Source organism: Blautia caecimuris (assembly GCF_024622975.1).
In the GTDB taxonomy this organism is placed as follows: domain Bacteria; phylum Bacillota; class Clostridia; order Lachnospirales; family Lachnospiraceae; genus Blautia_A; species Blautia_A caecimuris.
The window spans coordinates 106,982-133,415 of record NZ_JANJZT010000004.1; the positions used below are offsets into that span (position 1 = coordinate 106,982).

Sequence of the window (26,434 nt, forward strand, 5' to 3'; positions counted from 1 at the left end):
GTTTTTTGATATGTCTAAATTTGATACTTATTTTTTAATGACTACAGAGGATGCCATTGAGTATGCAAAAGTAAAAGTTCCGCAGATGGAATGGGATTCAGGAAGTATGACATGCAGAGAAATTGGAGATGGAAACCTGAATTATGTTTTTAAAGTTACAGATGACAGAGGCCATAGCGTTATTATTAAGCAGGCAGGTGGTGTGGCGCGTATTTCTGAAGATATGAAACTGGATACAGATCGAAATCGTATTGAGTCCGAGATCTTGGTTCTTCAGGGAAAACTTGCTCCTGGATATGTACCGGAAATTTATTTTTATGATACAGTTATGAGTGCCTGTGGCATGCAGGATTTAAGTGATCATGAAATTATGCGTACTGCTATGCTGGAGCATAAAATTTTTCCGAAATTTGCAGATCAGATATCGACCTTTATGGCGCAGGTATTAATGGGTACTACAGATGTAGTAATGGACCACCAGGAAAAGAAAGATTTACAGAGGAAATTTATTAATCCGGAATTATGCGATATTTCAGAAGCCCTTGTTTATACAGAACCATATAATGATGAATTACACAGAAATAATGTGTTTGCTCCAATAGCAGATTTTGTGAAAGAAAAACTTTATAATGATGAAGAGCTACATTGTGAAGTGGCGAAATTGAAAATGGATTTTATGACAAAGGCACAATCGCTGATTCATGGAGATCTTCATACAGGTTCTATCTTTATTAATGAAGACAGTACTATGGTGTTCGATCCTGAATTCTGTTTCTATGGACCTATGGGATATGATATTGGAAATGTAATTGCAAATATGATTTTTGCATGGGCAAATGGAGACGTGTATGGAAATTCAGAGTTCTGTACATGGGTGGAAGAAGTTATTGTAGATGTTGTGAATCTGACAATGGAAAAACTGCGTGCTTATTATGAGGAACATGTAACCGATACTATGTGTAAAAATGAAGCATATAAGAATTATTATATGGATACTGTTTTGGCTGATACATCCGCAGTTACTGGATTGGAATTGATTCGTCGTATTGTGGGTATGGCAAATGTAAAGGATATTACCAGCATTAAGGACGAAGCAAAACGTGCGCGGGCAGAAAAAATTTGTATTATGGCAGCGATTGATTTTATTAAAAACAGAGAAACTAAAAAATGTGGTAAATGTTTCCTTAATACATTAAAAGACGCCATTGCTACAATAGATGCATAACAGATAGGGTGCGGCAATTATGAAAGGAGAATACGATTATGGAAAACGCTTTAAATCTGGATACAGTACGACTGGCAGAGAATAAAAAAGAAATAGTTATTCTTGATCAGACACTTCTTCCTAATCAGTGTAAATATTTAAGTATTAAGAAAGCAGGAGACATCTGGGAAGCAATTTATTCTCTTCGGGTACGTGGTGCTCCGGCTATCGGTGTGACAGGCGGTTATGCTTATTATGTATTGGCAGATCAAATTGAAACAGAAGATAAGCACGAGTTTATAAGAAAATGTACGGAGATGATGGAGTATATTAATTCTTCACGTCCAACAGCTGTAAATCTTTCTTGGGCTTTAAACCGGATGCATAATGTTATGCTGAATGAAATTAACCAGATGAGCATAGAGCAGCTGAAGATACGCCTGATGGAAGAAGCAGATGTGATTCGTCAGGAAGACATTCAGATCAGTCGCAATATTGGAGAATATGGATTTAAGCTTCTGGATGAACTTGGAAAAGGTGTAGGAATCATGACACACTGTAATGCCGGAACTCTGGCAACTGCAAAGTATGGTACAGCACTTGCTCCTATGTATATCGCTCTGGAACATGGATGGGATCCCAAGAACGATATGCATGTATACTGTGATGAGACAAGACCTCTGCTGCAGGGAGCCCGTTTAAGTGCGTATGAAATGCAGGCAGCAGGAATTGATACTTATGTACAGTGCGATAATATGGCTTCGTATACAATGAAAGAGGGAAAAGTAGGTATTATATTTGTGGGATGTGACCGCGTGGCGGCAAATGGTGATTTTGCAAATAAGATTGGAACCAGTGGTGTGGCAATTATTGCAAAACATTATGGAATTCCGTTTTATGTGTGCGCACCGTCCTCTACGATTGACATGACACTGGAATCTGGAGATGAGATTCATATTGAGCAGAGAAAAGGTAAAGAAGTTACAGAAATGTGGTATGAAGAGCGTATGGCTCCAGAAGGAGTTGGGGTGGTGAATCCTGCTTTTGATGTGACAGATCATAGCCTGGTTACAGGAATCATTACAGAGAAAGGAATTGCCTACGCACCATTCAAAGAATCTTTTGAAGCGATGGGAATCAAACCAGTAGAGAAATATGTAGATAAAAAATAAAAGGTAAAGGGCGACAGTGATCGCCCTTTTATTGTTAATAATACTGTACAGAATTTTTAGTAAGCCACTCTTTCCATTCTGAAGAAAATTCACAGTCAGTGATAATAGCGTCCATTTTTTCCAGGGGAATAACTGCAGAAAAGGAAGTCTTATCCAGCTTTGTATGATCTACTACAAGAAATTTCTGGTGGGCGTGCTGAAGTGCAATTTTATAAAGCATGGCGGAATCTTCATTAATATCTGTAACACCAAATTCCATACATACACTTCTGCACGAAACAAATGCTTTGTCAAAAAAATATTGCTGAAGAGAACGCACAGTGCCGTTTCCGGTGAATCCTTTGGTTCTTGCGGAAAACTCGCCTCCTGTAAGAAACAGATGTACAGTGGAAGAACGTGAAAGAATATTGGCAATTTCAAGGGAGGTTGTAACAACAGTTAATTTTCGATTGACAATTTTTCGTGCGATATACCAGGAAGTAGTAGATGAATCAAGAAAGATAATATCACTAGGCTGAATCAGAGCATCGCATTTTTGGGCAATAATTTCTTTTTCAGTAATACGCAATACCTGTCTGGTTGTAACATCCAGATCATTTTGGACACCTTCCAGTATATAGGCACCTCCATGAGTACGTATAAGTTCCTGATCTTTTTCCATTGCACGAAGATCACGACGAATTGTTTCTTTAGTAACGTTCAGGCGTTCGGACAGATCAGAAATAGTGACACTTTTTTGTTCCTGAAGCAGTTTTTTGATGGCTTGTTTACGAGTGATTGCTAACACAGCGAAATGACTCCTTTCATATATTTAAGCATCTTTGTTTTTAAGATATCATGGTTTAAGTGAAAAAGCAAATACAAGAACTGTATATTAAAAAAGTTTGAATATTGGAGATATTTTTGCAAGTTACAGTCTGATAACTGGAATTCTAGGTATAAACAGGATAAAAAAGAAAATATGAATAAAATGTACAATTAATACGGAAATAAAACAACAAAAGCAGACAAAATAATTGACAAAGCAGACAAAAATGATTAAAATATAGTTAAAAATAACTAGTTAAACTTGATAAAAACAATTAATTTATCCAATACGCACAAACGGAGGTAGAATATGAAAAAAATTATTAATGCGCCGGAGACCTATGTAGATGATATGCTTAAAGGGATTTATGCTGCTCATCCCGATCAGGTAAAATGTGCAGAAGATGATCTTAGAAGTTATTGCATTGCACACAAAAAAGAAGGAAAGGTCGCTATTATTACTGGTGGAGGATCCGGACATCTTCCGTTGTTTCTTGGTTATGTAGGAGAAGGACTTATTGATGGTTGTGGGGTAGGAGGTGTATTTCAGTCTCCGTCACCCGAACAGATTTATCAGATTGCAAAAGAAGTTCATGCAGGATCAGGAGTTCTTTTCCTTTATGGCAATTATACTGGAGATATTATGACATTTGATATGGCATCAGATCTTTGTGATATGGATGATATTGAATGTAAAAGTATTGTTGGGGCTGATGATGTAAATTCACATGCAGATCCAGATACGCGCAGGGGTGTAGCTGGGATTTATTTTATGTTCAAGGCAGCTGGGGCAAGAGCTGATGAAGGCGGAACGCTTGAAGAAGTAGTTGCTGCAGCGCAATTGGCAAAAGACAATACACGTACAGTTGGATTTGCCCTTACTCCGTGCATTATTCCGGAAGTAGGTCATGCGAATTTTGAATTGAAGGAAAATGAAATGGCAATGGGAATGGGAATTCATGGGGAACCAGGTGTATGGAATGGTCCATTAAAAACATCCCGGGAAATTGCCGAAGAGTCTTTAAATACGCTTCTTGGTGATATGCCTGTGGAAGAGGGGGAAGAAGTAGCTGTTTTGATTAATGGACTTGGAGCAACTTCTGTTGAGGAATTATATATACTTAGCCATGATGTAAATGATATTCTGAAATCAAAGGGAATCGGAATTTACAAAACTATTGTAGGTGAGTATGCAACATCTATGGAAATGGCTGGCGCATCTATTTCTATATGTAAAATGAATGGTGAGTTGAAACGTTATATGGATCATCCGGTAAATACACCATTTATTTGCCAGAAATAATTATAGTTTTGAGGAGGTTTCATATGGAGATAATTGCATTTAATCAGATTCCTGATCTGTTTGCCGTTGTAGGTAAGCTTTTTGTAGAGAAAAAAGAAGAATTATGCGATATGGATGCTCGTCTGGGAGATGGGGATTTAGGCCTTACCATGAGTAAAGGATATAGTTCTCTTCCAGAATTGATACGTAATGAAATGGATGGAGCTGGCGGAGATATAGGGAAACTTCTTATGAAAGCGGGAATGAAGATGTCAAGTCTTGTTCCTTCTACAATGGGATTTCTGATGTCCAGTGGTGTTATGGAAGGCGGAAAAAATTTAAAGGGAAAGACAGAAATAGATGGGATGGGACTGGCAGCATATCTTGTTGGATTTGCAGCCGGAATACAAAAAAGGGGCAAGTGTCAGACAGGTCAGCGCACAATTTATGATTCTGTATTTCCAGCAGCTCAGGCAGCAAAAGAGTTGACAGAAAAGAATCCGGAGGCTTCTCTGAGTGAAGTTGTGGCAGTTGCACTTAATGCAGCAAAAGAAGGAACAGAATCAACCAAGAGTATGGTTCCTGTATTTGGAAAGGCAGCAGTTCATGCAGCGCAATGCGCTGGCATTGCTGATCAAGGTGCAGTTGCAGGTTATTATAAGATTTTGGGACTTTATAATTATATATGTGGGATGTAAACAAAAAGGCTGGGGCGATTATTCGTCCCAGCCTTCGTAAAACCGGATATTTACAGAAATATTCCGTACAATATCTCCCTCCTGAAGCTCCATATCCTCTTTATCAGAAACAGATGGAAGATTACAGTCATCCTCAGAAAGCTCCAGAGAGATCCAGTTATAAGCTGCTTCATTTGCGTTGTCAATGGCATCGTCCAGGGTGTCACCGTCAGCATAGCAGCATTCCAGATCCGGGAAAAATCCGTGATAGGTTCCGTTTTCCGTTTTGCGGAATACCGCAGGATAAATAAATTTCATAAATGCCTCCTACTGTTTGCTACATACTGTTATGAAAGATATTGTAACATATTCTTGCAGCGATGGAAAAGAAAAATTTGTTTCCGCATGGAAAAACCGGGATATATTTTATATAATCAGAGTCGGGAGGTAAAAGCTGTGATAAAGTTGATTGCCAGTGATTTAGACGGAACACTGCTTACAGACAGTAAAGAGCTGTCACAGACAACTGTGCAGATTCTTGATATGGCTGTAAAAAAGGGAATATATGTGATACCGGCTACAGGGAGATCCTTCAGGGCAATACCTGAACAGATCCGGAATTATCCGGGTATCCGGTATGTGATCACATCCAATGGAGGCGCCATTTATTCTGTCCTGAAGAATAAGAGGATTTATCAGTGTCTGCTGAACGGACAGACGGTTGAGGAAGCATTGGATATTCAGGTACCGGAAAATACCGCCATAGAGCTTTTTGTGGATGGAATCCCTTATTCGGAAGAATCTTATGTGAGGTTTCCGGAAAAATACGGGGCCACGGAATATGGGGCAAAGTATGTAAGGGAAACAAGAATACCGGTAAAAGATATAAAAGCGTTTGCCATGGAACACAGAACGGAACTGGACAGTATGGCATTTATCTGTGGGGACAGAGCAGGCAAATGCACATTGGAAAAACAGTTAAGAGACTCGCTTTCTGATGCATATATAACCTCGTCTGTTCCTCATATGGTGGAAATTGGACATAAAAACGCAGGAAAGGGAAATACGCTTCTATATCTTATGAGACTTCTGGGGATATCCCCGGATGAAGCAATAGCCTTTGGAGATGCAGATAATGACTGCAGTATGCTGGAAGCGGTAAAATATGGAGTTGCTGTGGGGAATGCTACAGAAGCCTGCAAAAAAGCTGCAGCTTTTGTTACAGCATCCAATGAAGAGGACGGAGTAGCAAAAGCTGTCAGACAGTTTCTGCAGAAAGCATGAAGCGGAAATTTCCGCATTTTGTAGTATGAACCAGATAAAAACTTAAAAAAATCGCACGATGTCCTCTGTTTCTTTACGTTTGGGACGGTTGGGCTCTTCAGCCGGTATACCTACGGCAATTACAGAAACAATGGTTTCTTCTTCTGGAACAGAAAGGACTTCTCTTATTTTCTGTGCATCTCGTATTCCAATGATCAGTGTGCCATAGCCCAGTTCTTCTGCTTTGAGAACAAGGTTTGCGTTCTGAAGTCCAAGATCATAACAGCCCCAGCCGTTTTCAAGTTCGTTGTCAGCCGTTCCATCCTGTTTGAAGCCGGAGCGGTTGTGCACAAAAGTTGTGACAATAAGGGCTGCATTTTCGGATTTCAGGGCATTGCCGGAAGGAAGGCAGTCTGTACGGAACTGTTGGGTCATTTCTTCGGACAGAAGACAGTAGTAACGGCCTGTCTGAGAGTTTTTCCAGGATGGAGCTTCCTGGGCGGCCCGGATCATTTCCAGGATATCTTCTTTGGGAATGGTATGCCCTGCACTGTATTTACGGACACTTCTTCTTTTTTCAATTAATTTTTGAAATTCCATATAGGTTCCTCCTTTGGGTGTATAAATGAAGTATTTTATTGATACCAGATGTTATTATTATGACATTCTTTCGAGGTTTTGGCAAAGAGAATATGACTTATGTAATAAAGTTTTACAGATCTGTGCCTATGGTATAATTCGATTTGGGGTATTTTAAGCCAAATGCTGAGGTATATAAGCTAAAATTCTGTCTACAGTTTGTGCCTCATATTGAAAAAGATAAAGAAGAACCGTATATTAAATTTAAAAAGGGGGAAACAGTGCGGGCCGGGGCGGAGTCCTATTTTTTCCAATAGATTTTACGCAGGCTGATTTCTGTAAGTTACGGGTTATAAGTACCCAATGCAGTATAAAGAAAAATAATCCACCCACAAATACTGCCACACCTTGAAAACAGGTAAAAAGCTGCTAAAATAAAATTGTTCGGTGCGAATGAAAAAGAAAAAGATTCCCACGTTGTCTGAGAACTGTAAAGAGTATCTGACAGCGTGGGAATTTGTTTTTATTTTTTATGCCCGTATATTGCGGTGGTTATTGTGCAAAATTGGAAATTTGCTTATTTATAGTCCGCAGATTACAGAGATTTTCATGGAGATAAAAGATGAAAAAAATGAAAAAGTTATGTGCGGTGGGGCTGGCAGCCCTGTGTCTGGCAGGAAGTATGAGCTGCTTCACAATGGCAGAAGCATCAGAAAATGTGCAGGAGCAGGCTCAGGATCAGATGCTGTATTCGTCAAGAATGTGGGAAAGTAATGGTCATATTTATACTGTATATAATGTAGATGCAGAGGGATATACATCTCTGTCAGGAAATTATATGGATGCCATTGCCGTATATGAGGGAAAGGTCTACTGGAGAAAAAATAACGGGGAAGAGAATGAACCTGCTGAGATCATACGGATGGAGCCGGACGGTTCCGGACAGGAGGTTCTGGCAGAAAATGCGCATCCTTCCTCGCTTCTGTGCATTGATGAGGGATTTATCTACTATACTGCTTCAGATGAAAAGGGAGAGCAAAAAAGCCGCAGGATCAATCTGGACACAGGGGAAAATCAGGAGGCTCCGCCATACAGATTCAGAGCGGGAAATGAAAACTTCTGGTTTTCCACATCTCTGGAAGACGGGATATGGTATTGCTCGGAGCCCGGATATAAAAATATCAGGTCAATGTCAGGGGTAAACGGCCTTCGGCTGGGGGCTTTGGATCATAAGCTTTATTATATGGTACAGGGGGAGGATTCTTTATATACAACCTGTTCCTTTGATGTTGAGACCGGTGAGACAGAGATACTGCTGAGAAATCAGCAGGCAAAAAGCATTGTCAGCGGAACCGGACTTTATTACAAACAGGAAAGCAATGGGTATACAACGCTGTATCGAAAAGATTTACGTACAGGTGAGGAAACCAGCTATGACCTGGGAGAATTTCACCTGTATATGGGCGGCGGCTTCTATGAGCTGGGGGATAAAATCTGTCTTATGCGGTTCCGTCCGGAACTAATGCCGGACAATACAGAACTGTGGGAGCTGGATACACAGACCGGAGAAAAAAGACTGATCGGACAATGGTATAATTCAAATGCAGTTAATGCGGCAAAGGAGCCGTAATCCTGAAAAATAAATCTTGACAAAAAGAGAACATAATATTATAATGAACAATGTTCATATTGGAAACAGTTTTAAATGTATGATCAGGGAAACAGGAGACGTATATAATGAATACAGTTGTTACCTCCAGGACCGCAATTCTTGAAGCCAGCAGACAGCTGATCCGGGAAAAGGGATGGTCTGCATTGAATATCAGAAGCGTTGCCGGAGCATGTGGCGTTTCAGTAGGTTCTATTTACAATTATTTTAATTCAAAAGCAGATTTGATGGCAGCTGCGGTAGAAAGTATCTGGTGTGACATTTTTCACTTCTCAGATGAGAATGCCTTTGACAGCTTTACCGAATGTATTCAGTGGGTATTTGACAGTCTGGAAAAAGGAGAACAGAAATATCCTGGATTTTTTGCTCTGCACTCCGTAGGCTTTGAGGCAGGAGAAAAGACAGGAGGGCAGCAGTTAATGGCGCAGTCCTGGGAACATATGCGCAGGGGCTTTTGTATGGTGATGGCTCAGGACAAAAAGATCCGTAAGGATGCCTTTGATGAGAGTTTTACCAGAGAAACGCTGGCAGAGCTTGTATTTTCTCTGATTCTTGCCAACATGCTGCAGAAAAAATATGACAGTAGTTCTATTCTGGAAATGGTCAGAAGACTGATTTACTGATAACTGTGTGCAGAACAGATTGCAGAAGCAGACTTTTCTGCACCTTATTTGGGAACAAAATGAACAATGTTCAGAAAGGAGGCAGATAAATGCTCAAAGTAAAAAAGAACAGCTTACTTATGATCGCATGTCTGGTATGGGGAATTGCAGGAATCAACATTCTCCGTATAGGACTGTTGGCATATCCTGCATACGTTACAGTGGGAAACATCATTCTTTCTGTTGCGGTGTTTTCTGTTTTTCAGTATTTTATTTTTGGAAAGCTGGTAAAAAAGCATACACAGAGAATACGGACATACAAGGAAGAAAAGCAGTTTTTCCTGAAATTCTTTGATGTGAAATCTTTTGTGATCATGGCGGTTATGATGGCAGGAGGAATCTATATCAGAGAGTCCGGCCTTGGACCGGAGATATTCATTGCAGTATTTTATTCTGGACTTGGCGCATCACTTTTGCTGGCAGGGATTCTTTTTGGCAGAAATTATTTCAGAGAGATCAGCTTACAGAAAAAAACAGCACAGAGATGCTGTTAAATTATAGAAAAGGAGACAAATATTATGCAGGCTTTTGGCGAAACTTTATTTGATGTGGTTTATCTTGTTCTGGTTATTACCGTAGGAATCAAAATGATCAGACAAAGCAAAGGGGACAGGCAGTATCGTCTGTTTGGAATTATGGCAGTCACTCTGGGGTGCGGAGATGCTTTTCATCTGGTTCCCCGGGCATATGCATTATGTACAACAGGGCTGGAAAATTATACAGCGGCTCTTGGCATTGGTAAATTTATTACCTCGATTACAATGACAGTGTTTTATATTCTTCTCTATTATGTATGGAGAAACCGCTATAAGATCGAAGGAAAAAAAGAAATTACAATAGCTGTATATCTGATGGCAGCTCTTCGTATTATTCTCTGCCTGTTTCCGCAGAATGCTTGGACAAGAGCTGATGCGCCGCTGTCCTGGGGAATCTACAGAAACATTCCGTTTGCCATTCTGGGACTGATCGTGATCGTTTTGTTTTACAGAAGTGCGAAAGAGCACAAGGACAGAGATTTCCGCTGGATGTGGCTTACCATTGTGCTGAGCTTTGGATTTTATATTCCTGTCGTTCTGTGGGCAGATACCGTACCGGCAGTTGGAATGCTGATGATTCCTAAAACCTGCGCTTATGTATGGACAGTAATGATCGGATATCAGGCCATGAGAAAAACAGCCAGATAAGATGATATGCAGTACTGAGAAGCCGGCCAGCCGGGGGATGACTGCCAATATAAGAGTAAACAGCGTCAGACCGCAGAGGCTGTCAGAAAAAACACCGTATACCAGGTAAAAATATGCCCGGTATACGGTGTTTTTGCAGGGATTAAATGTTTTTATAACTGGGCGATTGCAGTGCTTATCATTTCTCTGCACTTTTCAATCTGCGGCATGTCTTCAGGAATGATGGACGCCAGCGGTTTGCGTACGCCTCCGATATTCAGCCCGTTCATTTTAAGGATTTCCTTCATGACTGCATACAGGTTGCCGTGACAGGAGCACATTGCATAGATGATGCGGTCAATTTTATACTGGATCTCTTTGGCCCGTGCAATATTGCCGGCTTTTAAAGCCTCGTCTGCTGCAAGGAACAGCTCAGGCATAACGGCATAGGTACCGCCGATCCCGCCGTCTGCTCCGATGAGACGTCCGGAAATGAACTGTTCATCCGGACCGTTGAATACAACAGAGTCGTCTCCTTTTACATCCTTGAACATCTGAATATCCTGTACCGGCATAGAAGAATTTTTTACACCGATCACATTTGGATTTTTCAGCATTTCTTTATAAAGCGGGATGCTCAGCGCCACACCTGCAAGCTGCGGGATATTGTAAATAATAAAGTCTGTATTTGGAGCTGCGCTGCTGATATCATTCCAGTACTGCGCGATCGCATGATCCGGAAGATGGAAATAAATAGGCGGGATAGAAGCGATGGCATCAACTCCAAGGCTTTCTGCGTGAGCTGCAAGCTCCTGGCTGTCTGCCGTATTGTTGCAGGCTACATGGGCGATTACGGTAATTTTGCCTTTTGCAATCTTCATCACATTTTCCAGAATGAGCTTGCGTTCCTCTTTGCTCTGATAGATACACTCTCCGGAGGAACCGCATACATAAACGCCTTTTACATTTTTGTCGATCAGGTGTTGGGTAAGAGCCTGTGTTCTTTCTGCGCTGACACTTCCGTCATCCTCGTAGCAGGCATAAAATGCCGGAATAATTCCTCTGTATTTTTCTAAGTCTCTCATATTGTCCTCCTTTTTTATATCAGCCTTTTACAGCGCCCATGGTAATTCCTTTTGTAAAGTATTTCTGGAATGCCAGGAATACAACAATGATCGGAATTGCGGCCAGAGCTGCGCCGGCCATGATCAGACCGAAGTCCGTAGAGTTTTCTGCCTGCAGTTTGGCAATACCAAGGGAAATGGTAAGATTGCTGGTGCTGCTCAGCATGATCAACTGCATAAAGTAATCGTTCCAGGAATTAATAAAGGTAAAGATCGCAAGAGCTCCGATACCTGGTTTGATCATTGGAAGAGCCACGTCTGCAAAGGTTCTCCATTCACTTGCGCCGTCGATACGGGCCGCCTCCATCATCTCTCCCGGAATGCCTTCAGCGAACTGCTTGATCAGGAATACGCCAAAGGGCCAGCCCACAATAGGGAAGATCGTTGCCCACAGTGTATTATACAGATTCAGCGACGACATTTCGCGGATCAGCGGAATCAGGATAACCTGTTTCGGAAGCGCCATTGCGCATACGATCAGTGTAAAGATAATGGTACGTCCCACAAAGCGTTTTTTTGCCAGGGCATAGCCGGCCATAGCTGCCGTGATACAGGTCAGCAGCATGGCAACTACTGCCATAAAGATAGTATTTCCCATCCAGCGGATTGCAGCCGGAACTTCAGGTCCTGCAAATACAATATCCGTAAATGGAACGTGGATTTCCCATAATGGGGCTACCTGTCTGCTGAAAAGCTTTTCGTAGTTTGCCAGAGTCCATTCCTGCGGAAACCACTGTGGTGTTGTGGCATTGATCGCCTGGGGCGTTTTAAAGGAGCCGGTAATGATCCAGTAAAGCGGGAATGTAAATCCGATAGCCAGAATAATGATAGTCAGGTAAGCCAGGATTTTATATAATTTTGTCTTTGTAAATTTTGTTTTCATAGCTTCCCCTCCTTACTTTTCACTGGTTACTTTAAACTGTATTGCAGAGAGAACCGCAATAATAATGGCAAGAACAACGCCCATTGCGTTTCCGTATCCGTAGCGGTACAGCTTAAATGCAGTGTGATAAATGTAATACATGATCGTGTCTGTGCTGTGGTTTGGTCCGCCGCTGGTAAGAAGCTGGATCAGGGCAAAGCACTGGAAGCTGTTAATGGTAGTGATAACCAGTATGTAAAGAGTAGTGGGTTTGATCTGAGCCCATTTGATCTTCCAGAATACCTGAAGATGATTTGCGCCGTCTACCTGTGCCGCTTCTACAAGAGACTGATCCACATTATTCAGAGCAGATACATAAAGTACGATAGGCTGTCCTACAGAAGTGGTGATCAAAATAAGAATGATACAGCCAAGAGCATATTTTTCATCACCCAGCCAGTTGATATTTTTTTCAAGAAGACCGGTGGATTTGCCGAGATAATTGAAAATACCGTAATAATTATTGAACATCCATTTCCACACAACAGTAACAGCTACAGAACCGGTAACAACCGGAAGATAGAATACGCAGCGGAACAGGGAGCACAGCGGGCCTGTCATATTGTTCAGCACTGAGCCTACCCACAGGGAAAAGATACAGGTTACAGGTACGGATACAATCACAATAATAAATGTATTTTTTAATGCGCCCAGGAAAACAGGATCCGTAAACAGTTCCTTGTAATTGGCAAGGCCTACAAAGATATCCTCACGGTTCATGGTAGAATCAAAGAAGCTGGTTATAATACACTGGAACATCGGATAGATGACAAATCCCAGAAAAAATACAAGACTTGGAAGCATAAACGCATATCCTGCGATGGTTTCTCTACGGGTAAGCGCTTTACTGCTTACTCCGTTTTTTTTCTTACTTGCTGCCAAGAGAAATCCCCCTTTCTATTACTCCTACAGAGACAAAACGCCCCTCCCGCGCAAACGCAGGAAGGGCGCCCGAGTTCTCATTTTGCAAATATGCAGTTGCAGTTTCGGTTATATTACTGAGCTACTGCTGCATTTGCGGTTGTAGTAAATTCTTCAACTGCTGTCTTAACATCTGTGCCGGAACCAATCTGCTGAAGCATGTTCCACCATGCGGTACGGGCCTCTGCCCATCCGCCTACTACCTGGTAATAATCGCCCATGTAATCAACGAAAGTAGAATATTCAGTCATCAGTTCATCGTCTTCGTAAATGTTTCCGATATCTTTTACCGGCCAGTAGCTGGAAGCTTTGACACTTTCTACTACCTGTTTTTCATCGTTTGCCATAAAGTCGATAAAGGTTTTGGAAGCTTCGATCTTGGCCTCATCACCGTTATCAAAGATACCGAATCCCCAGATACCGCCGCAGAGCTGAGGCTCGCCGCTTTCTGTAGGGAATGCCATTGGAAGAACATCAAATGCGATGTTTTCAAGATTGTTCTTTTCCTGAGCTACGTTCCAGCAGAATGCCATTGCAAGTGTTCCGTTGCAGAAAAGGTTGATCTCATCTGCGCCCTGGAGAGAAGCGTCGAAGTTGATTCCGTCCATACCGGAAAGAAGCTCAAGAGCTTTAATGTTTTCTTCGCTGTTTGCTGTGTATTCGGTGTGCTCCGGATTGGTAAAGGTACCGCCGTAAAGGTTGTTTACCAGTGCGCGGGTTCCCTGGTCGCCGCCCTGACCTGCACAGTAAACTGCGCCTACGTTTTCCTGGCCGGAGTCATAAACTGCCTGAACTGCTTTTTTGAAGTCCTCTGTAGTCCAGGTGCGGGTTTCTTCGTCAATATACTGCATAGCGTCTGCAGCTTCAAAAACGTCTTTATTGATTGCCATGGTATGAGCAGTCATACAGAGAGGATACTCATAATATATGCCGTCATTGCTTTTGCATGCAGCTTCAACAGACGGATAAATAGCTTCTTTGGCTTCATCAGTCCAGAGATCAGCAAGGTCTACCATTAATCCTTTTGCACCCCAGTTTGCAACCAGACGTTCCGGTCCTTCCAGAACAATATCCGGTGCCTGTCCGCCTTCAATTGCAGTGTTGATCTGGTCATCTCCGTTTGTGTAGTCCAGATACTCTACTGTCACGTTGATCTCAGGATGCGCCTCATTAAAGCTGGCGATCAGACTGTCTACTGTTGCGGCATCGCCCCAGCTTCCGATTGGGTAGGTCCATAAGGTAATGTCAGTCGCTTTGTCAGCTTTTTCATCCTTAGCAGCAAATGCAGTTACAGGGAATGCCAATGTGCATGCCAATGAAAGCGCCAAGATTTTTCGATACGTCATATTGTACCCTCCTTCTTATTTGGATGACTACCTGTCTTGGTAATCATTAATAAATTGATAATAAAAATATAAGTCGCTTTCGTCATTTTGTCAATAGATATTGCGAAAACTATTATAAAAATTTTCATTTTCCGTAAAAAAATTAAAAATTTTCATTTACAGCGTAGTATCACAGGACAAAATTTCAGGGATGATCTCTGAAAGAGCTTCTGCAAGCTGTCGGTGCCCTTCCTCTGTAAGGTGCATGAAATCCACATTATTTGGTTCAGCAGTAACCACCTGGTTTGCATCCAGATATGCACAGCCCGTCAAATCTGCGATCTTTTTGTATTCTTCCGCAAGCTTCTGAGATTTTTCTGCGCAGCCTTTTCCCATGGTTCCTCCTACCTCGGAAGTTTCATAGCGTTTGTCAATATTCTGAGGCGTTACAATGAGGATAGAAGGCCTGCCGTTTTTCCAGCAGTCAGTTGTGGAAACTGCTTTGGAGATCAGACGCTTCAGGCCAAGCGCAATACATTCGGCAGAAGCGCCGAAACGTTCTTTGGTATCATTTGTACCAAGCATAATGATCAGCAGATCTACAGGCTCATGGCTCATAAGGCATGGATAAATATAGTCCAGACCGCTGAGCGCCTCGTGGATCGGATCGTCAAAGGTGGTAGTACGGCCGCTTAAACCTTCTTCCAGGATCAGCCACTGGTCTCCCAGCTTTTTTTGCAGAAGACAGGTCCAGCGCTGGTTTTCATCAAATCGTCCTCCGGTTTTGGCACAATAGCCGTGAGTGTTGGAATCACCAAAACAAACTACATGTTTTTTCATAGTCATACCCTCCAATAATATTGTTTTATCAATATTATAATTAATTTTATGATTTCTGAAAATACTTTTCTTTATCAGTTGCGGAGGAAAATAATTTATATTATACTTTTTGTTAGGAAAATAAGGTTTTGGAGATTTATTATAAAGAAATCAGGAGGCAGACTCATGACGGATTCTATTTTAGACGCAATGACAGAACAGTATAATTCTATGACCCGTTCCGGAAAGAAGCTGGCAAATTATATTTTGTCTAATACTGCAGAAACTCAATATTTATCTATTACGTCGCTGGCTGAAAATTCCGGTGTATCGGAAGCGACTATTACCCGGTTTTGCCGTATGCTGGGATTAAATGGATATCATGAGCTGAAACTGGCTCTTGCAAAATCAGAACGGGCGAATACGGCCGCTGATTCTGAAGATGCGCTTCTGGCTGTCAGCGACAGTGGGTCTCTGGAAAAGATGTGCCGTAACCTGAGAGACTCTTATCTTTCGTCTATTAATGAGACGATTTTTCAACTGGATACTCTTTCTCTGAAACTGGCAGTGGATCTGCTTGTGCAGGCAAGACATGTGTATTGTTTTGGACAGGGGGGAAGTATGGTAACTGCAAAGGAAGCCTGGGCGCTGTTTGCAACAGTAACTCCAAAGTTTATTCATATTGAGGATTCCCATATGCAGACCATTGCGACTGCGCTTCTCACTCCCGGAGATGTGATTTTGTTTTTCTCTTATTCCGGTTCTACCAGAGATATGCAGGAAGTACTGGATCTGGCAAAAGAACGCCATATTCCCATTGTTCTTATTACGCATTTTCGTAAATCACTGGCTGCCAGTTATGCAAACGTTTCTCTTATCTGCGGCTATAATGAAAATCCTCTGCAGTCCGGCTCCATAGCGGCAAAAATCGGTCAGATGTTTTTGATCGACTGCTTATTTAATGCATACTGCAGCCAGAATACAGATGAAAATTCAGCAGCAAGAGATGCAACTTCCCAGGCTATTTCACGCAAGCTGTTATAGGCTACTGATTCCGGGCAGGAGGCTGGCGGAACTGCTTTTTATAGGCCCGGGAAAAAGTGGTGTAATCCCTGAAGCCGCTCTGAAGAGCGGCTTTCATAACAGGTGTTCCCCGGGCGATGAGGGAACGGGCAAGGAGAAGCCGTTTGCTTGTAACATAGCTGTGGATGGTGCAGCCGGTTTCTTCTTTGAATTTCCGCATCATATGATATTTGCTGAAAAAGAACCGGGCTGCCAGAGCGTCAATGGAAAGATCCTGCTCAAGATTCTGGTTGATATATGCCACAAGCTGTTCCACATGGGAATCAGAGGAATAGGATCTCTGATCAGTAATGTACTGTTTTTGCAGAAAAATGCGGTTTACATGAACCATGAACTCAGTGAAAAGAGCCTGTTTCAGAAGCTGATCTCCGAATTGAGTGCCGGAGATCGCAGTTTCCAGTTCATAGAGAATGGATTTTATCTGCTCCATAAGCCGGGTGTCCAGACGGATCAGGCTGAAGCTGCGGTCATTTGCTTTCTGAAAGCAGGTATTCAGTTCGGATGTCTGAAGATCGTCTCTGATCCACAAGATAAAACGTTCATAGGGAACGGAAAAATCAATTTCAGGCATATGAATAGCCCCCCGGCTTACAAGGATAATATCCCAGGGCTTCAGATGATATGCTTTTCCTTCTATATGATAGGTGACTTTTCCGGAGAGAAAAACAATGATTTTATGAAAATCATGATAATGGTAAAAATATTCTTTTTCAGTTTGGTCTTTAATATGAAACAACCGGAAATCCTCTTTTAAATATCCTGTTTTTTCTTTCTGGACAGGTATGGAATAACTGCTTTCCTGCTCTGAGTCCCGGGAAACGGGAAGGGTATCCGGATGGTATGAAGAGGTTTTCATATATTTCAGCTCCTGGTGTTATTTACAGTCAGTTTATCGCAGATGAAGAATGACTGCAAGAGAAAAAACCAGATGAGGATCAGACTGAGTTACTGTGAAGGTAGTAAGCATCAATCACACTGACAGGGGCAGGGGGCAGGAATATAAAAGCAGTTTTTGCAATGCAACAGGCATTTTATCCTATATACATAGAAAAAAATATCAGATATAATAATAACAGAATAAAGGTGAACATAAGATTCAATGGAGGGTTTTAAGATGGCAGGCTGCATTACAATGGTGAAATATCAGGGACTTGGCAATGATTATCTGGTTCTGGATCCTAATAAAAATCGTGTACAGCTTCAGGGGAAAAAGATTGCCCTGATGTGTCAGAGAGGATTTGGTCTGGGGGCAGACGGTGTTTTGTACGGACCTGTAGAAATCAATGGCAAAACAGGCGTGCATATTTTTAATGCAGACGGAAGCGAGGCTGCGATCAGTGGAAACGGCGTAAGGATTTTTGCAAAATATCTTATGGATCAGGGATATGTAAAAGAAAAGAAGTTTTCCATTGAAACTTTGGCCGGTCCCATCGAGGTAGAATGTCTGAACAGCCGCGCGACAGAATTTCGTGTGAACATGGGGAAGGCCTCCTTTTTGTCAAAGGAAATTCCTGTAACAGGAGAGGTTCGTGAAGTTATCAATGAGGATTTCTCTTTCCATGGAAAGGATTATAAAGCAACCTGTCTGACAGTAGGAAATCCTCACTGCATTATCTTTATGGATAAGGTCAGCAAGGATTTGGTAAAGGATCTGGGTCCTTATGTGGAAAATGCAGACGAATTTCCGGAAAGAATGAATCTCCAGATCTGCCGTAAGATTGACACAGGAAATCTGGATATTGAGATATGGGAAAGAGGTTCCGGTTATACAAAAGCCTCCGGTACCGGAAGCTGTGCCGCAGCAGTGACTGCCTATCGTCTGGGGATGGTGGAGAGTCGTGTGAATGTGAACCAGCCCGGCGGAATGATCCAGATCGATATTACTGATAACGGGGACATTTATATGACCGGAAGTGTTGGATATATTGCTGACATGAGGGTTGCGGAGAGTTTTTTCTCCTGATCGTTTATGCTATACTGTTATCAGACAAACAGATGAAAGATATGTATAAGGGATTGGAGAAACAATGTATCACTATGAGAAAAAGAACAGAAAATCATTAGGCGCTCAGACAGAGGATGAGTTGATGAAATACATCCTTCAGGAACCTATAAAACCAGGACAGAAAATTCCCAATGAATTTGAGCTGGCAGAGAAATTCGGTGTGGGACGGAGTACTGTCCGGGAAGCAGTAAAAGGACTTGTATCCAGAGGGATCCTGGAGGTGCGCAGAGGCTCCGGAACCTATGTGATCAACACCAATTCTCTGGCGGAGGATCCTTTAGGATTTGGGAAAATAGAAGACAAATATGAGCTGGCATTGCAGTTGTTTGAGGTAAGACTCATGATTGAGCCGGAAATTGCCTCTATTGCCTGCAAAAACGCCTCAGAAGAGGACCTCCTTCAGCTGAAAAAGCTCTGTGATGAGACGGAAGAATTGTATCTGGGCGGGCATAACCACATAAAAAAGGATATTGAATTTCATACTTTTATTGCTAAATGCAGCAAAAATCAGGTAGTGGAGCTTCTTCTTCCGGTGATTCATACAGCAGTGCTTACCTTTGCGAATGTTACACACAGACTTTTGAGAGATGAAACAATCCGTACCCACAGAGCCATTACGGAAGCGATTCTTGCCCGGGATTCTGTAGGGGCCAGATGCGCAATGATCACTCATCTGACCTATAACCGGCAGACGATCATGAAGATCATCTGTGAGCGGAACAGTAAGGATATGGAAAAAACATCTGACGTTTAAAAGGACGGAAAGACGACTTAAAAAAGTATATGGACATAATGTACAAAAAACAAAGCGATTATTCTTGGAAATAATCGCTTTTTTTGTGTAAAAAACAGAAAAGAATTTAAATACATCACATATATTGACGGGAAAAATGGGGAATCCTATAATGAGGGCAAACAACATAAGACGTCAGATGTTGAGCGAGAAAAATGCGTTATATCAACAAAGGAGGATTTTATTTATGTCTATAGAAGGTACTGCACTGAACCCTGTACGGCTGGTTGCAGCGGCACTGATTGGACTGGTAATTTTACTCGTACTCATCATTAAGTTTAAAATCCAGGCAATGGTAGCCATTCTCATTGGCGCGATCTCCATAGGCCTTATTGCCGGACTTGCAGTTGGTCATGCCTTTATTCCGCCTACACCGGGGCCGGTCCTGGTGGCAACCATGCTGAACGTAGACCTTGGATGGGTTATTATAGTAGGCATTTTCTGCGGAGTTTTTGCAATGATCGTAGCAGGTCCTGTGTGGGGTTCCATTTGCGGAAAGAAATATATGATCCCTGTTCCGGAACATGTGGCAGAGCAGAACGATATTGATGAATCAAAGCTGCCGAATTTCTGGACTATTGTCGGAATCATTCTGATTCCTCTTGTACTGATTATTATGGACTCTGTCTGTGGAGTTGTTCCGGCGCTCAGCGCGCTGGCACCGGTGTTCTCTTTTCTGGGAGAGCCGTTTGTAGCCCTTCTGATCGCAACAGTGGCAGCAATGTTTATTCTTGGAATCAGACACGGCTATACAACTGAAGAGCTGGAAAAGGTTATGACAAAATCTCTGGAGCCTACAGGTCTTATCCTTCTGGTAACTGCCTGCGGCGGTGTGCTCCGCTATATGCTGCAGTATTCCGGACTTGGCGAAGTAATCGGAGACGCAGTTTCTTCTGCAAACCTTCCGATCGTAGTAGTAGCCTTTGTGGTAGCGGCTCTTGTAAGGATCAGCGTTGGTTCTTCTACAGTTGCCATGACAATGGCAGCAGGGATCGTAGCAGCCCTTCCGGGAATTGCAGAGCTTTCCCCGCTGTATCTTGCATGTACTACAGCGGCAGTAGCAGGAGGTGCAACTGTCTGCTCCCACTTTAATGATTCCGGTTTCTGGCTGGTAAAATCGCTGGTGGGAATGGATGAAAAGACAACCCTGAAAACATGGACTATTATGGAAACCCTGGTAGGTGTGACCGGATTTATCGTAGCGTTGATTATTTCTATGTTTGCATAATAAAGTGACGGAAACTGTTTGAACACAGATTTTCTGTCAGGGAAAAAGAAAGGAAGATTGTGATGAAATTAGTAAGTCAGGAAATGAGAAAAATAGCTCCTGAGCTGGATCCTCTTCGTATTGGAACAGGCTGGAAGCCGGAAGATCTTTCCAAGCCCCAGGTGATTATTGAAAGTACTTTTGGAGACAGCCATCCGGGAAGCGGACATCTGAATATTCTGGTGGAGGAAGTCCGTAAAGGAATTGAAAAGGCCGGAGGTCATGGCGCACGTTATTTCTGTACTGATATCTGCGACGGAGAAAGCCAGGGAACAGACGGAATCAATTATAGTCTGGCAAGTCGGGAAATGATCGCCAATATGATTGAAATTCATGCGAATGCAACTCCTTTCGATGCAGGCGTTTATCTGGCAAGCTGTGACAAGGGGATGCCGGGAAATCTGATGGGTCTGGCAAGAGCAGATGTACCGTCGGTAGTGGTTCCGGGCGGAACCATGAATGCCGGACCGGAGATGCTTACTCTGGAGCAGCTTGGCATGTACAGCGCAAAATATGAACGGGGAGAAATTGATGAGGAAAAGCTGGAGTGGGCCAAGTGCAACGCCTGTCCAAGCTGCGGCGCATGTTCTTTTATCGGAACTGCGTCCACCATGCAGATTATGGCAGAGGCTTTGGGACTTGCTCTTCCGGGAAGTGCTCTGATGCCTGCAACAAGTCCTGATCTTCTGGAATATGCAAGGCAGGCAGGAGAGCAGGCAGTAAAGCTTGCAACTATGCCGGGGATGCGTCCAAGCGAGATCGTCACAGAAAAAAGTTTTGAAAATGCCATTCTGGTTCATGCGGCTGTATCCGGAAGCACCAACTGCCTTCTTCATATTCCGGCCATTGCCCATGAGTTTGGCATTGAGATCACAGGAGATACCTTTGACCGGCTGCACAGAAATGCCCGTTATCTTCTGGATGTACGTCCGGCCGGTCGGTGGCCGGCAGAGTGCTTCTACTATGCAGGAGGTGTTCCTGCAATTATGGAAGAAATTAAGGAGCATCTGCATCTGGACGTTATGACTGTTACAGGCAAAACCCTTGGTGAAAACCTGGAGGAACTCCGAAGAAACGGTTTCTATGAAAAATGTGAGAGATGGCTTCACGAATTTAACAGACGCTACAATGTAAATCTTACCAGAGAGGATATTATCCGTTCTTATGATAATGCCATCGGAACGGACGGAAGCATTGCCGTTCTCAGAGGAAATCTGGCTCCGGAGGGAGCAGTGATCAAGCACACTGCATGTCCAAAGGAAATGTTCCGGGCAGTTCTGAACGCAAGACCCTTTGACAGTGAGGAAGAGTGTTTGGATGCAGTGCTTCATCACAGGGTACAGAAAGGCGATGCAGTATTTATCCGCTACGAGGGTCCGAAAGGAAGCGGAATGCCGGAGATGTTTTATACCTCTGAGGCGATCAGCAGCGATAAAGAACTTGGAAGAAGCATTGCCCTGATCACAGACGGTCGCTTTTCCGGGGCATCCACAGGACTGGTTATTGGACACTGCAGCCCTGAGGCTGTTGAAGGCGGTCCCATTGCTCTGGTAGAGGAAGGAGATCTGATCGAGATTGATGTTCCGGCCCGTAAGCTGAACATTATCGGAGTCAAAGGTCAGCGCAGATCTATGGAAGAAATTGATGAGATTCTGGAAGAACGCCGCAAAAACTGGCAGCCCCGTGAACCCAAATACAAAAAAGGCGTGCTTCGTTTATTCAGTCAGCATGCGGTAAGCCCCATGAAGGGCGCTTATCTGGAATAGATTTTTACAGGAGGCAATTATGGAAGTAAAAAATTCTGGTCAAAATACGCACATATTCATTACCATAGGAGAGATCATGCTTCGCCTGACCCCTCCCAACCATGAAAAAATCCGAATGGCCTCCAGTTTTGAGGCAAGCTACGGCGGAAGTGAAGCAAACATTGCGCTGGCGCTTGCGAACCTTGGCATAGACAGCACTTTTTTTACCGTTGTTCCCAATAACAGCCTGGGAAAAAGCGCTGTCCGGATGCTGAGAAGCAATGATGTGCACTGTGCTCCGGTGATCTTCAGTACACCTGAGGAGACGCCCACTCACCGTATGGGCTGCTATTACCTGGAAACTGGGTACGGGATCCGGGCAAGCAAGGTTACCTACGACAGAAAGCACAGTGCCATTACAGAATATGATTTCAGTCATTATGATTTTGAAAGACTTCTGGAAGGGTATACATGGCTGCATTTAAGCGGGATTACTCCGGCTCTTGGCAAAAGCTGCCGGGAAATGATCCTTACCTGTCTGAAAATTGCCCGTAAAAAAGGACTGACAGTGAGCTTTGACGGGAATTTCAGAAGTACTCTGTGGACATGGGAAGAGGCAAGAGATTTTTGTACTCAGTGTCTGCCTTATGTGGATGTTCTTCTGGGAATTGAACCCTACCATCTCTGGAAAGATGAGACAGATCACAGTCAGGGGGATGTGAAGGACGGTCTGCCCATGCAGCCGGATTTTCAGCAGCAGGAAAAGATTTTTGAGGAATTTGTCCGCAGATATCCCAATCTGAAATGTATTGCCCGTCATGTGCGCTATGCCCATACGGGAAGTGAAAACAGCTTAAAGGCTTATATGTGGTATCAGGGACATACTTATGAAAGCAGGCTGTTTACGTTTCAGATCCTGGACCGTGTAGGCGGGGGCGATGCTTTTGCCAGTGGACTGATCTACGCTATGATGAAAGGATATGAACCGCTGGATATGGTGAATTTTGCAGTTGCCAGCAGCGCCATTAAACATACCATTCATGGAGATGGAAACATTACGGATGATGTGGATACCATCCGAAGTCTTATGGATATGAGTTTTGATATAAAAAGATAGCAGAAAGGAATGGATAATAATGAAAACACTTGAAGAGCAGTTTTATGAATATGCAGTAGTTCCGGTAGTCGTTCTTGATGATGCAGACGATGCGGCTCCTCTGGCAGAAGCCCTGATAAAAGGCGGACTTCCCTGTGCAGAGGTGACCTTCCGCACAGAGGCGGCAGAAGAATCCATTCGTATTATGAGCGAAAAATACCCGGATATGCTGGTTGGCGCAGGAACTGTTCTGACCACAGAGCAGGTGGACCGGGCAGTGGCAGCAGGCGCAAAATTTATTGTAAGCCCAGGCTTTGATCCGGAGATTGTAGATTACTGTATGGAAAAAAATATTCCTGTTTTTCCCGGATGCGTTTCTCCTTCCGAGGTGGCGCAGGCAGTAAAACGTGGGCTGAAGGTGGTAAAATTCTTCCCGGCGGAGCAGGCCGGAGGACTTGCCATGCTGAAAGCTATGGCAGCTCCTTATACCATGCTGAAGTTCATGCCTACCGGTGGGATAAATGCAAAGAACCTGACAGACTATCTTGGATTTTCCAAGATTCTCTGCTGCGGCGGGAGCTGGATGGTAAAAGGCGATATGATCAAAAACAAAGAATTTGACAAAATCACAGAAATGACAAGAGAAGCAACAGAACTTGCGGCAGCGGCACGCAGATCATAATGGAGGAAGAGAAGATGAACCTGAATTTAAGACCAAAAGAAGAATGTACATTTGACGCAGTATCTCTGGGAGAGGTTATGCTGAGACTGGATCCGGGCGAGGGAAGAATTCGCACAGCAAGAAGCTTCCGCGCATGGGAAGGCGGCGGAGAGTATAATGTTGTCCGTGGCCTGCGCCGCTGCTTCGGTCTCAAAACAGCAGTGATCACAGCATTTGCAGACAACGAAGTGGGAATGCTTATGGAAGATTTTATTCTGCAGGGTGGTGTTGATACTTCTCTTATTAAATGGATGGAAACAGACGGGATCGGAAGAACCTGCCGCAACGGTCTGAACTTTACAGAAAGAGGCTTTGGTATCCGTGGAGCCATCGGCTGCTCTGACCGTGCCAACACAGCTATTTCCAAGGCAACACCTGAGGATTTTGATTTTGAGTATATTTTCGGTGAGCTGGGCGTACGCTGGCTGCATACAGGTGGTATTTACGCAGCACTGTCTGAACAGTCCTGTGAAACTGTTCTGGCAGCTATCAAGACTGCAAAAAAATACGGCACCATTGTTTCTTATGATCTGAATTACCGTCCTTCTATGTGGAGCGCCATCGGCGGTCTGGAAAAAGCCAGGGAGGTCAACCGTGAAATTGCAAAATATGTGGACGTAATGATCGGTAACGAGGAGGACTTTACCGCATGTCTCGGACTTGAGGTAGAGGGCAATGACGCGGAGCTGAAAGAACTGAATCTGGACGGTTACCGTAAGATGATCAATCATGCGGCAGAAATTTATCCAAACTTCAAGGCAGTGGCAACTACACTTCGTGAGGTAAAAACAGCTACCGTCAACGACTGGAGCGCCATCTGCTGGGCAGACGGACAGATTTATCAGTCCAGAGAATATAAGGGACTGGAGATCATGGACCGTGTAGGCGGCGGTGATTCCTTTGCTTCCGGACTGATCTACGGTCTTATGACTACAGGAAATGCAGAAACTGCGGTGAATTACGGTGCTGCTCACGGAGCCCTGGCAATGACAACACCGGGCGATACCACTATGGTAAATAAAAAAGAAGTGGAAGCAGTTATGGGCGGCGCAGGAGCCAGGGTAAAACGATAAGACAAAACAATAAAAAACAAGTGCTGCAGAGCGCCGGTTTCTTCAGAGCAGAAACCGGCGTTTTTCGTTGAAGATTTTCAGGGTCCATGTTAAAATATACATAATTATCATCCGGTATATGGGAAGATTACAGAGAAACGGAGGAGAGCTCATGAAGCTTACAATGCTTGGTACAGGCAACGCACTTGTGACAGAGTGTTACAATACCTGTTTTGTTGTTCAGAATGGAAAAAAACATCTGCTTGTGGATGGCGGCGGAGGAAATACTCTGCTGGCTCAGCTGAAGCATGCCGGATTTGACTGGATGGATATGAGAGAGATTTTCGTAACCCATAAGCATGTGGATCATCTTATGGGAATTGTGTGGATGATCCGCATGATCTGTCAGTATATGCGCCAGGGGCAGTATCAGGGTGAGGCATGGATCTACGGACATGACGAGGTAATAGCGATTCTGAAAGAAATGGCAGACAGGCTTCTTTCCGGAAAAGAGACGTGTTTTATAGGGAACAGGCTGCATATGGAAGTGGTCGGAGACGGGGAAGAGCGCACTCTTATAGGGAAAAAGGTGACTTTTTTTGATATTGGCTCCACCAAAGCGAAGCAGTACGGATTCTGCATGGATATGGGAGATGGAGAAAAGCTTACCTGCTGTGGGGACGAGCCCTACAATGAGTGTGAAAGAAACTATGCAGAAAACAGCAAATGGCTCCTTCATGAGGCTTTTTGTCTTTATGACCAGGCAGAGGAGTTTCATCCTTATGAAAAGCATCACTCCACGGCGAAAGATGCTTGTGAGCTGGCAGAAAGTCTGAGGGTGAAAAATCTTATTCTGTACCACACAGAGGATAAAAATATTTCCAGAAGAAAGGAACTGTACACTGCTGAAGGAAAAAAATACTTCCGGGGAAATATTTTTGTTCCGGAGGATCTGGAAACCATTGATCTGTAGACCATTGATCTGCAGATCGCAGCAACAGGAACATTCCGCCGGTCCCTGCGGAATTAAGGTCAGCAGGCAGGAAATATAAAGACTGTCATTTCCGGCTTCTCTTGAAGTTT

The 26,434-nt window shown here is 43.4% G+C and carries 27 protein-coding genes; 18 read left to right on the forward strand and 9 right to left on the reverse strand.

What is annotated here, in order from left to right; translation table 11 throughout:
* The first annotated feature begins 10 nt into the window (after positions 1–10).
* Complete coding sequence (mtnK, locus tag NSA57_RS04255) at positions 11–1,225, forward strand: S-methyl-5-thioribose kinase (RefSeq protein WP_147598510.1); 1,215 nt, start codon at positions 11–13, stop codon at positions 1,223–1,225.
* Between the two features lie 38 nt (positions 1,226–1,263).
* Entirely contained in the window at positions 1,264–2,376 is a 1,113-nt protein-coding gene (gene mtnA / locus NSA57_RS04260) for an S-methyl-5-thioribose-1-phosphate isomerase (RefSeq protein ID WP_147598509.1), read from the forward strand.
* 34 nt (positions 2,377–2,410) lie between these two features.
* Here mtnA and NSA57_RS04265 read toward each other — a convergent pair whose 3' ends face one another.
* Complete coding sequence (locus NSA57_RS04265) at positions 2,411–3,163, reverse strand: DeoR/GlpR family DNA-binding transcription regulator (RefSeq protein ID WP_147598508.1); 753 nt, start codon at positions 3,161–3,163, stop codon at positions 2,411–2,413.
* Positions 3,164–3,493: 330 nt separating this feature from the next.
* Between NSA57_RS04265 and NSA57_RS04270 the strand changes: the two genes are divergently transcribed.
* Complete coding sequence (locus tag NSA57_RS04270) at positions 3,494–4,486, forward strand: dihydroxyacetone kinase subunit DhaK (protein WP_147598507.1); 993 nt, start codon at positions 3,494–3,496, stop codon at positions 4,484–4,486.
* Positions 4,487–4,509: 23 nt separating this feature from the next.
* Positions 4,510–5,163: a dihydroxyacetone kinase family protein gene (locus tag NSA57_RS04275; RefSeq protein WP_147598506.1), complete on the forward strand. Its 654-nt coding sequence runs from the start codon at positions 4,510–4,512 to the stop codon at positions 5,161–5,163.
* Between the two features lie 18 nt (positions 5,164–5,181).
* Here the strand turns inward: NSA57_RS04275 and NSA57_RS04280 are convergent, their stop codons facing one another.
* Positions 5,182–5,460: a type II toxin-antitoxin system HicB family antitoxin gene (locus NSA57_RS04280; RefSeq protein WP_022068876.1), complete on the reverse strand. Its 279-nt coding sequence runs from the start codon at positions 5,458–5,460 to the stop codon at positions 5,182–5,184.
* 138 nt (positions 5,461–5,598) lie between these two features.
* Here NSA57_RS04280 and NSA57_RS04285 point away from each other — a divergent pair, with 138 nt between their 5' ends.
* On the forward strand, positions 5,599–6,426 hold the full coding sequence (locus tag NSA57_RS04285) for a Cof-type HAD-IIB family hydrolase (RefSeq protein ID WP_257464112.1): 828 nt from the start codon (positions 5,599–5,601) through the stop codon (positions 6,424–6,426).
* A 42-nt stretch (positions 6,427–6,468) separates the two neighbouring features.
* On the opposite strand, the gene NSA57_RS04290 is transcribed toward NSA57_RS04285, so the two are convergent.
* Positions 6,469–7,005 (reverse strand): nitroreductase family protein, encoded by a 537-nt coding sequence (locus tag NSA57_RS04290; RefSeq protein WP_147598504.1) that lies wholly within the window; start codon positions 7,003–7,005, stop codon positions 6,469–6,471.
* 601 nt (positions 7,006–7,606) lie between these two features.
* Here NSA57_RS04290 and NSA57_RS04295 point away from each other — a divergent pair.
* From NSA57_RS04295 to NSA57_RS04310, 4 genes are all read left to right on the forward strand, one after another.
* Positions 7,607–8,614 carry a DUF5050 domain-containing protein gene (locus NSA57_RS04295; protein WP_257464113.1) on the forward strand — a complete coding sequence of 336 codons (1,008 nt, stop codon included), beginning with the start codon at positions 7,607–7,609 and terminating at the stop codon, positions 8,612–8,614.
* 107 nt (positions 8,615–8,721) lie between these two features.
* Positions 8,722–9,276 (forward strand): TetR/AcrR family transcriptional regulator, encoded by a 555-nt coding sequence (locus tag NSA57_RS04300; protein ID WP_147598502.1) that lies wholly within the window; start codon positions 8,722–8,724, stop codon positions 9,274–9,276.
* A gap of 89 nt (positions 9,277–9,365) precedes the next feature.
* A complete protein-coding gene (locus tag NSA57_RS04305) occupies positions 9,366–9,809 on the forward strand; it encodes a hypothetical protein (protein WP_147598501.1) in 444 nt (147 codons plus the stop codon).
* Positions 9,810–9,833: 24 nt separating this feature from the next.
* Complete coding sequence (locus NSA57_RS04310) at positions 9,834–10,499, forward strand: hypothetical protein (RefSeq protein ID WP_147598500.1); 666 nt, start codon at positions 9,834–9,836, stop codon at positions 10,497–10,499.
* A gap of 152 nt (positions 10,500–10,651) precedes the next feature.
* On the opposite strand, the gene NSA57_RS04315 is transcribed toward NSA57_RS04310, so the two are convergent.
* The 5 genes from NSA57_RS04315 to NSA57_RS04335 all read right to left on the reverse strand — a co-directional run bounded on the left by NSA57_RS04315 (position 10,652) and on the right by NSA57_RS04335 (position 15,610).
* Positions 10,652–11,563 carry a dihydrodipicolinate synthase family protein gene (locus NSA57_RS04315; RefSeq protein WP_147598499.1) on the reverse strand — a complete coding sequence of 304 codons (912 nt, stop codon included), beginning with the start codon at positions 11,561–11,563 and terminating at the stop codon, positions 10,652–10,654.
* 19 nt (positions 11,564–11,582) lie between these two features.
* Positions 11,583–12,485 (reverse strand): carbohydrate ABC transporter permease, encoded by a 903-nt coding sequence (locus NSA57_RS04320; RefSeq protein ID WP_257464114.1) that lies wholly within the window; start codon positions 12,483–12,485, stop codon positions 11,583–11,585.
* A gap of 12 nt (positions 12,486–12,497) precedes the next feature.
* Positions 12,498–13,406 (reverse strand): carbohydrate ABC transporter permease, encoded by a 909-nt coding sequence (locus NSA57_RS04325; protein WP_022068867.1) that lies wholly within the window; start codon positions 13,404–13,406, stop codon positions 12,498–12,500.
* A 113-nt stretch (positions 13,407–13,519) separates the two neighbouring features.
* Positions 13,520–14,791, reverse strand: a complete 1,272-nt coding sequence (locus tag NSA57_RS04330; RefSeq protein WP_257464115.1) for an ABC transporter substrate-binding protein — start codon at positions 14,789–14,791, stop codon at positions 13,520–13,522.
* 156 nt (positions 14,792–14,947) lie between these two features.
* Positions 14,948–15,610: an SGNH/GDSL hydrolase family protein gene (locus tag NSA57_RS04335; protein ID WP_257464116.1), complete on the reverse strand. Its 663-nt coding sequence runs from the start codon at positions 15,608–15,610 to the stop codon at positions 14,948–14,950.
* A gap of 165 nt (positions 15,611–15,775) precedes the next feature.
* Here NSA57_RS04335 and NSA57_RS04340 point away from each other — a divergent pair, with 165 nt between their 5' ends.
* Positions 15,776–16,633 (forward strand): MurR/RpiR family transcriptional regulator, encoded by an 858-nt coding sequence (locus tag NSA57_RS04340; protein ID WP_138270088.1) that lies wholly within the window; start codon positions 15,776–15,778, stop codon positions 16,631–16,633.
* A 1-nt stretch (position 16,634) separates the two neighbouring features.
* Here the strand turns inward: NSA57_RS04340 and NSA57_RS04345 are convergent, their stop codons facing one another.
* On the reverse strand, positions 16,635–17,528 hold the full coding sequence (locus tag NSA57_RS04345) for a helix-turn-helix domain-containing protein (protein WP_138270087.1): 894 nt from the start codon (positions 17,526–17,528) through the stop codon (positions 16,635–16,637).
* Positions 17,529–17,786: 258 nt separating this feature from the next.
* Here NSA57_RS04345 and dapF point away from each other — a divergent pair, with 258 nt between their 5' ends.
* The 8 genes from dapF (at position 17,787) to NSA57_RS04385 (ending at position 26,324) form a co-directional block, all read left to right on the forward strand.
* The gene (gene dapF, locus NSA57_RS04350; RefSeq protein WP_138270086.1) at positions 17,787–18,635 is read left to right on the forward strand and encodes a diaminopimelate epimerase; all 849 of its coding nucleotides are present in this window, start codon (positions 17,787–17,789) and stop codon (positions 18,633–18,635) included.
* 64 nt (positions 18,636–18,699) lie between these two features.
* Positions 18,700–19,431 (forward strand): FadR/GntR family transcriptional regulator, encoded by a 732-nt coding sequence (locus NSA57_RS04355; protein WP_257464117.1) that lies wholly within the window; start codon positions 18,700–18,702, stop codon positions 19,429–19,431.
* 226 nt (positions 19,432–19,657) lie between these two features.
* Complete coding sequence (locus tag NSA57_RS04360; protein ID WP_257464118.1) at positions 19,658–20,698, forward strand: GntP family permease; 1,041 nt, start codon at positions 19,658–19,660, stop codon at positions 20,696–20,698.
* A 62-nt stretch (positions 20,699–20,760) separates the two neighbouring features.
* On the forward strand, positions 20,761–22,503 hold the full coding sequence (ilvD, locus tag NSA57_RS04365) for a dihydroxy-acid dehydratase (protein ID WP_257464119.1): 1,743 nt from the start codon (positions 20,761–20,763) through the stop codon (positions 22,501–22,503).
* Between the two features lie 19 nt (positions 22,504–22,522).
* Positions 22,523–23,599, forward strand: a complete 1,077-nt coding sequence (locus NSA57_RS04370) for a sugar kinase (RefSeq protein ID WP_257464120.1) — start codon at positions 22,523–22,525, stop codon at positions 23,597–23,599.
* Positions 23,600–23,618: 19 nt separating this feature from the next.
* Complete coding sequence (gene eda, locus NSA57_RS04375) at positions 23,619–24,260, forward strand: bifunctional 4-hydroxy-2-oxoglutarate aldolase/2-dehydro-3-deoxy-phosphogluconate aldolase (RefSeq protein WP_257464121.1); 642 nt, start codon at positions 23,619–23,621, stop codon at positions 24,258–24,260.
* Between the two features lie 14 nt (positions 24,261–24,274).
* A complete protein-coding gene (locus tag NSA57_RS04380) occupies positions 24,275–25,372 on the forward strand; it encodes a sugar kinase (RefSeq protein WP_257464122.1) in 1,098 nt (365 codons plus the stop codon).
* Between the two features lie 151 nt (positions 25,373–25,523).
* Entirely contained in the window at positions 25,524–26,324 is an 801-nt protein-coding gene (locus tag NSA57_RS04385) for an MBL fold metallo-hydrolase (RefSeq protein ID WP_138270080.1), read from the forward strand.
* Positions 26,325–26,434 lie beyond the last annotated feature (110 nt).

Bases quoted from the DNA above. Each gene is read 5' to 3' on its own strand.
- dapF (WP_138270086.1), top strand. From the start codon at position 17,787: ATGGCAGGCTGCATTACAATGGTGAAATATCAGGGACTTGGCAATGAT.
- NSA57_RS04310 (WP_147598500.1), top strand. From the start codon at position 9,834: ATGCAGGCTTTTGGCGAAACTTTATTTGATGTGGTTTATCTTGTTCTG.
- NSA57_RS04385 (WP_138270080.1), top strand. From the start codon at position 25,524: ATGAAGCTTACAATGCTTGGTACAGGCAACGCACTTGTGACAGAGTGT.
- NSA57_RS04370 (WP_257464120.1), top strand. From the start codon at position 22,523: ATGGAAGTAAAAAATTCTGGTCAAAATACGCACATATTCATTACCATA.
- NSA57_RS04275 (WP_147598506.1), top strand. From the start codon at position 4,510: ATGGAGATAATTGCATTTAATCAGATTCCTGATCTGTTTGCCGTTGTA.
- mtnK (WP_147598510.1), top strand. From the start codon at position 11: ATGTCTAAATTTGATACTTATTTTTTAATGACTACAGAGGATGCCATT.
- NSA57_RS04355 (WP_257464117.1), top strand. From the start codon at position 18,700: ATGTATCACTATGAGAAAAAGAACAGAAAATCATTAGGCGCTCAGACA.
- NSA57_RS04345 (WP_138270087.1), bottom strand. From the start codon at position 17,528: ATGAAAACCTCTTCATACCATCCGGATACCCTTCCCGTTTCCCGGGAC.
- ilvD (WP_257464119.1), top strand. From the start codon at position 20,761: ATGAAATTAGTAAGTCAGGAAATGAGAAAAATAGCTCCTGAGCTGGAT.
- mtnA (WP_147598509.1), top strand. From the start codon at position 1,264: ATGGAAAACGCTTTAAATCTGGATACAGTACGACTGGCAGAGAATAAA.
- NSA57_RS04270 (WP_147598507.1), top strand. From the start codon at position 3,494: ATGAAAAAAATTATTAATGCGCCGGAGACCTATGTAGATGATATGCTT.
- NSA57_RS04315 (WP_147598499.1), bottom strand. From the start codon at position 11,563: ATGAGAGACTTAGAAAAATACAGAGGAATTATTCCGGCATTTTATGCC.
- NSA57_RS04290 (WP_147598504.1), bottom strand. From the start codon at position 7,005: ATGGAATTTCAAAAATTAATTGAAAAAAGAAGAAGTGTCCGTAAATAC.
- NSA57_RS04330 (WP_257464115.1), bottom strand. From the start codon at position 14,791: ATGACGTATCGAAAAATCTTGGCGCTTTCATTGGCATGCACATTGGCA.
- NSA57_RS04305 (WP_147598501.1), top strand. From the start codon at position 9,366: ATGCTCAAAGTAAAAAAGAACAGCTTACTTATGATCGCATGTCTGGTA.
- NSA57_RS04380 (WP_257464122.1), top strand. From the start codon at position 24,275: ATGAACCTGAATTTAAGACCAAAAGAAGAATGTACATTTGACGCAGTA.
- NSA57_RS04280 (WP_022068876.1), bottom strand. From the start codon at position 5,460: ATGAAATTTATTTATCCTGCGGTATTCCGCAAAACGGAAAACGGAACC.
- NSA57_RS04295 (WP_257464113.1), top strand. From the start codon at position 7,607: ATGAAAAAAATGAAAAAGTTATGTGCGGTGGGGCTGGCAGCCCTGTGT.
- NSA57_RS04335 (WP_257464116.1), bottom strand. From the start codon at position 15,610: ATGAAAAAACATGTAGTTTGTTTTGGTGATTCCAACACTCACGGCTAT.
- NSA57_RS04360 (WP_257464118.1), top strand. From the start codon at position 19,658: ATGTCTATAGAAGGTACTGCACTGAACCCTGTACGGCTGGTTGCAGCG.
- NSA57_RS04340 (WP_138270088.1), top strand. From the start codon at position 15,776: ATGACGGATTCTATTTTAGACGCAATGACAGAACAGTATAATTCTATG.
- NSA57_RS04320 (WP_257464114.1), bottom strand. From the start codon at position 12,485: ATGAAAACAAAATTTACAAAGACAAAATTATATAAAATCCTGGCTTAC.
- eda (WP_257464121.1), top strand. From the start codon at position 23,619: ATGAAAACACTTGAAGAGCAGTTTTATGAATATGCAGTAGTTCCGGTA.
- NSA57_RS04300 (WP_147598502.1), top strand. From the start codon at position 8,722: ATGAATACAGTTGTTACCTCCAGGACCGCAATTCTTGAAGCCAGCAGA.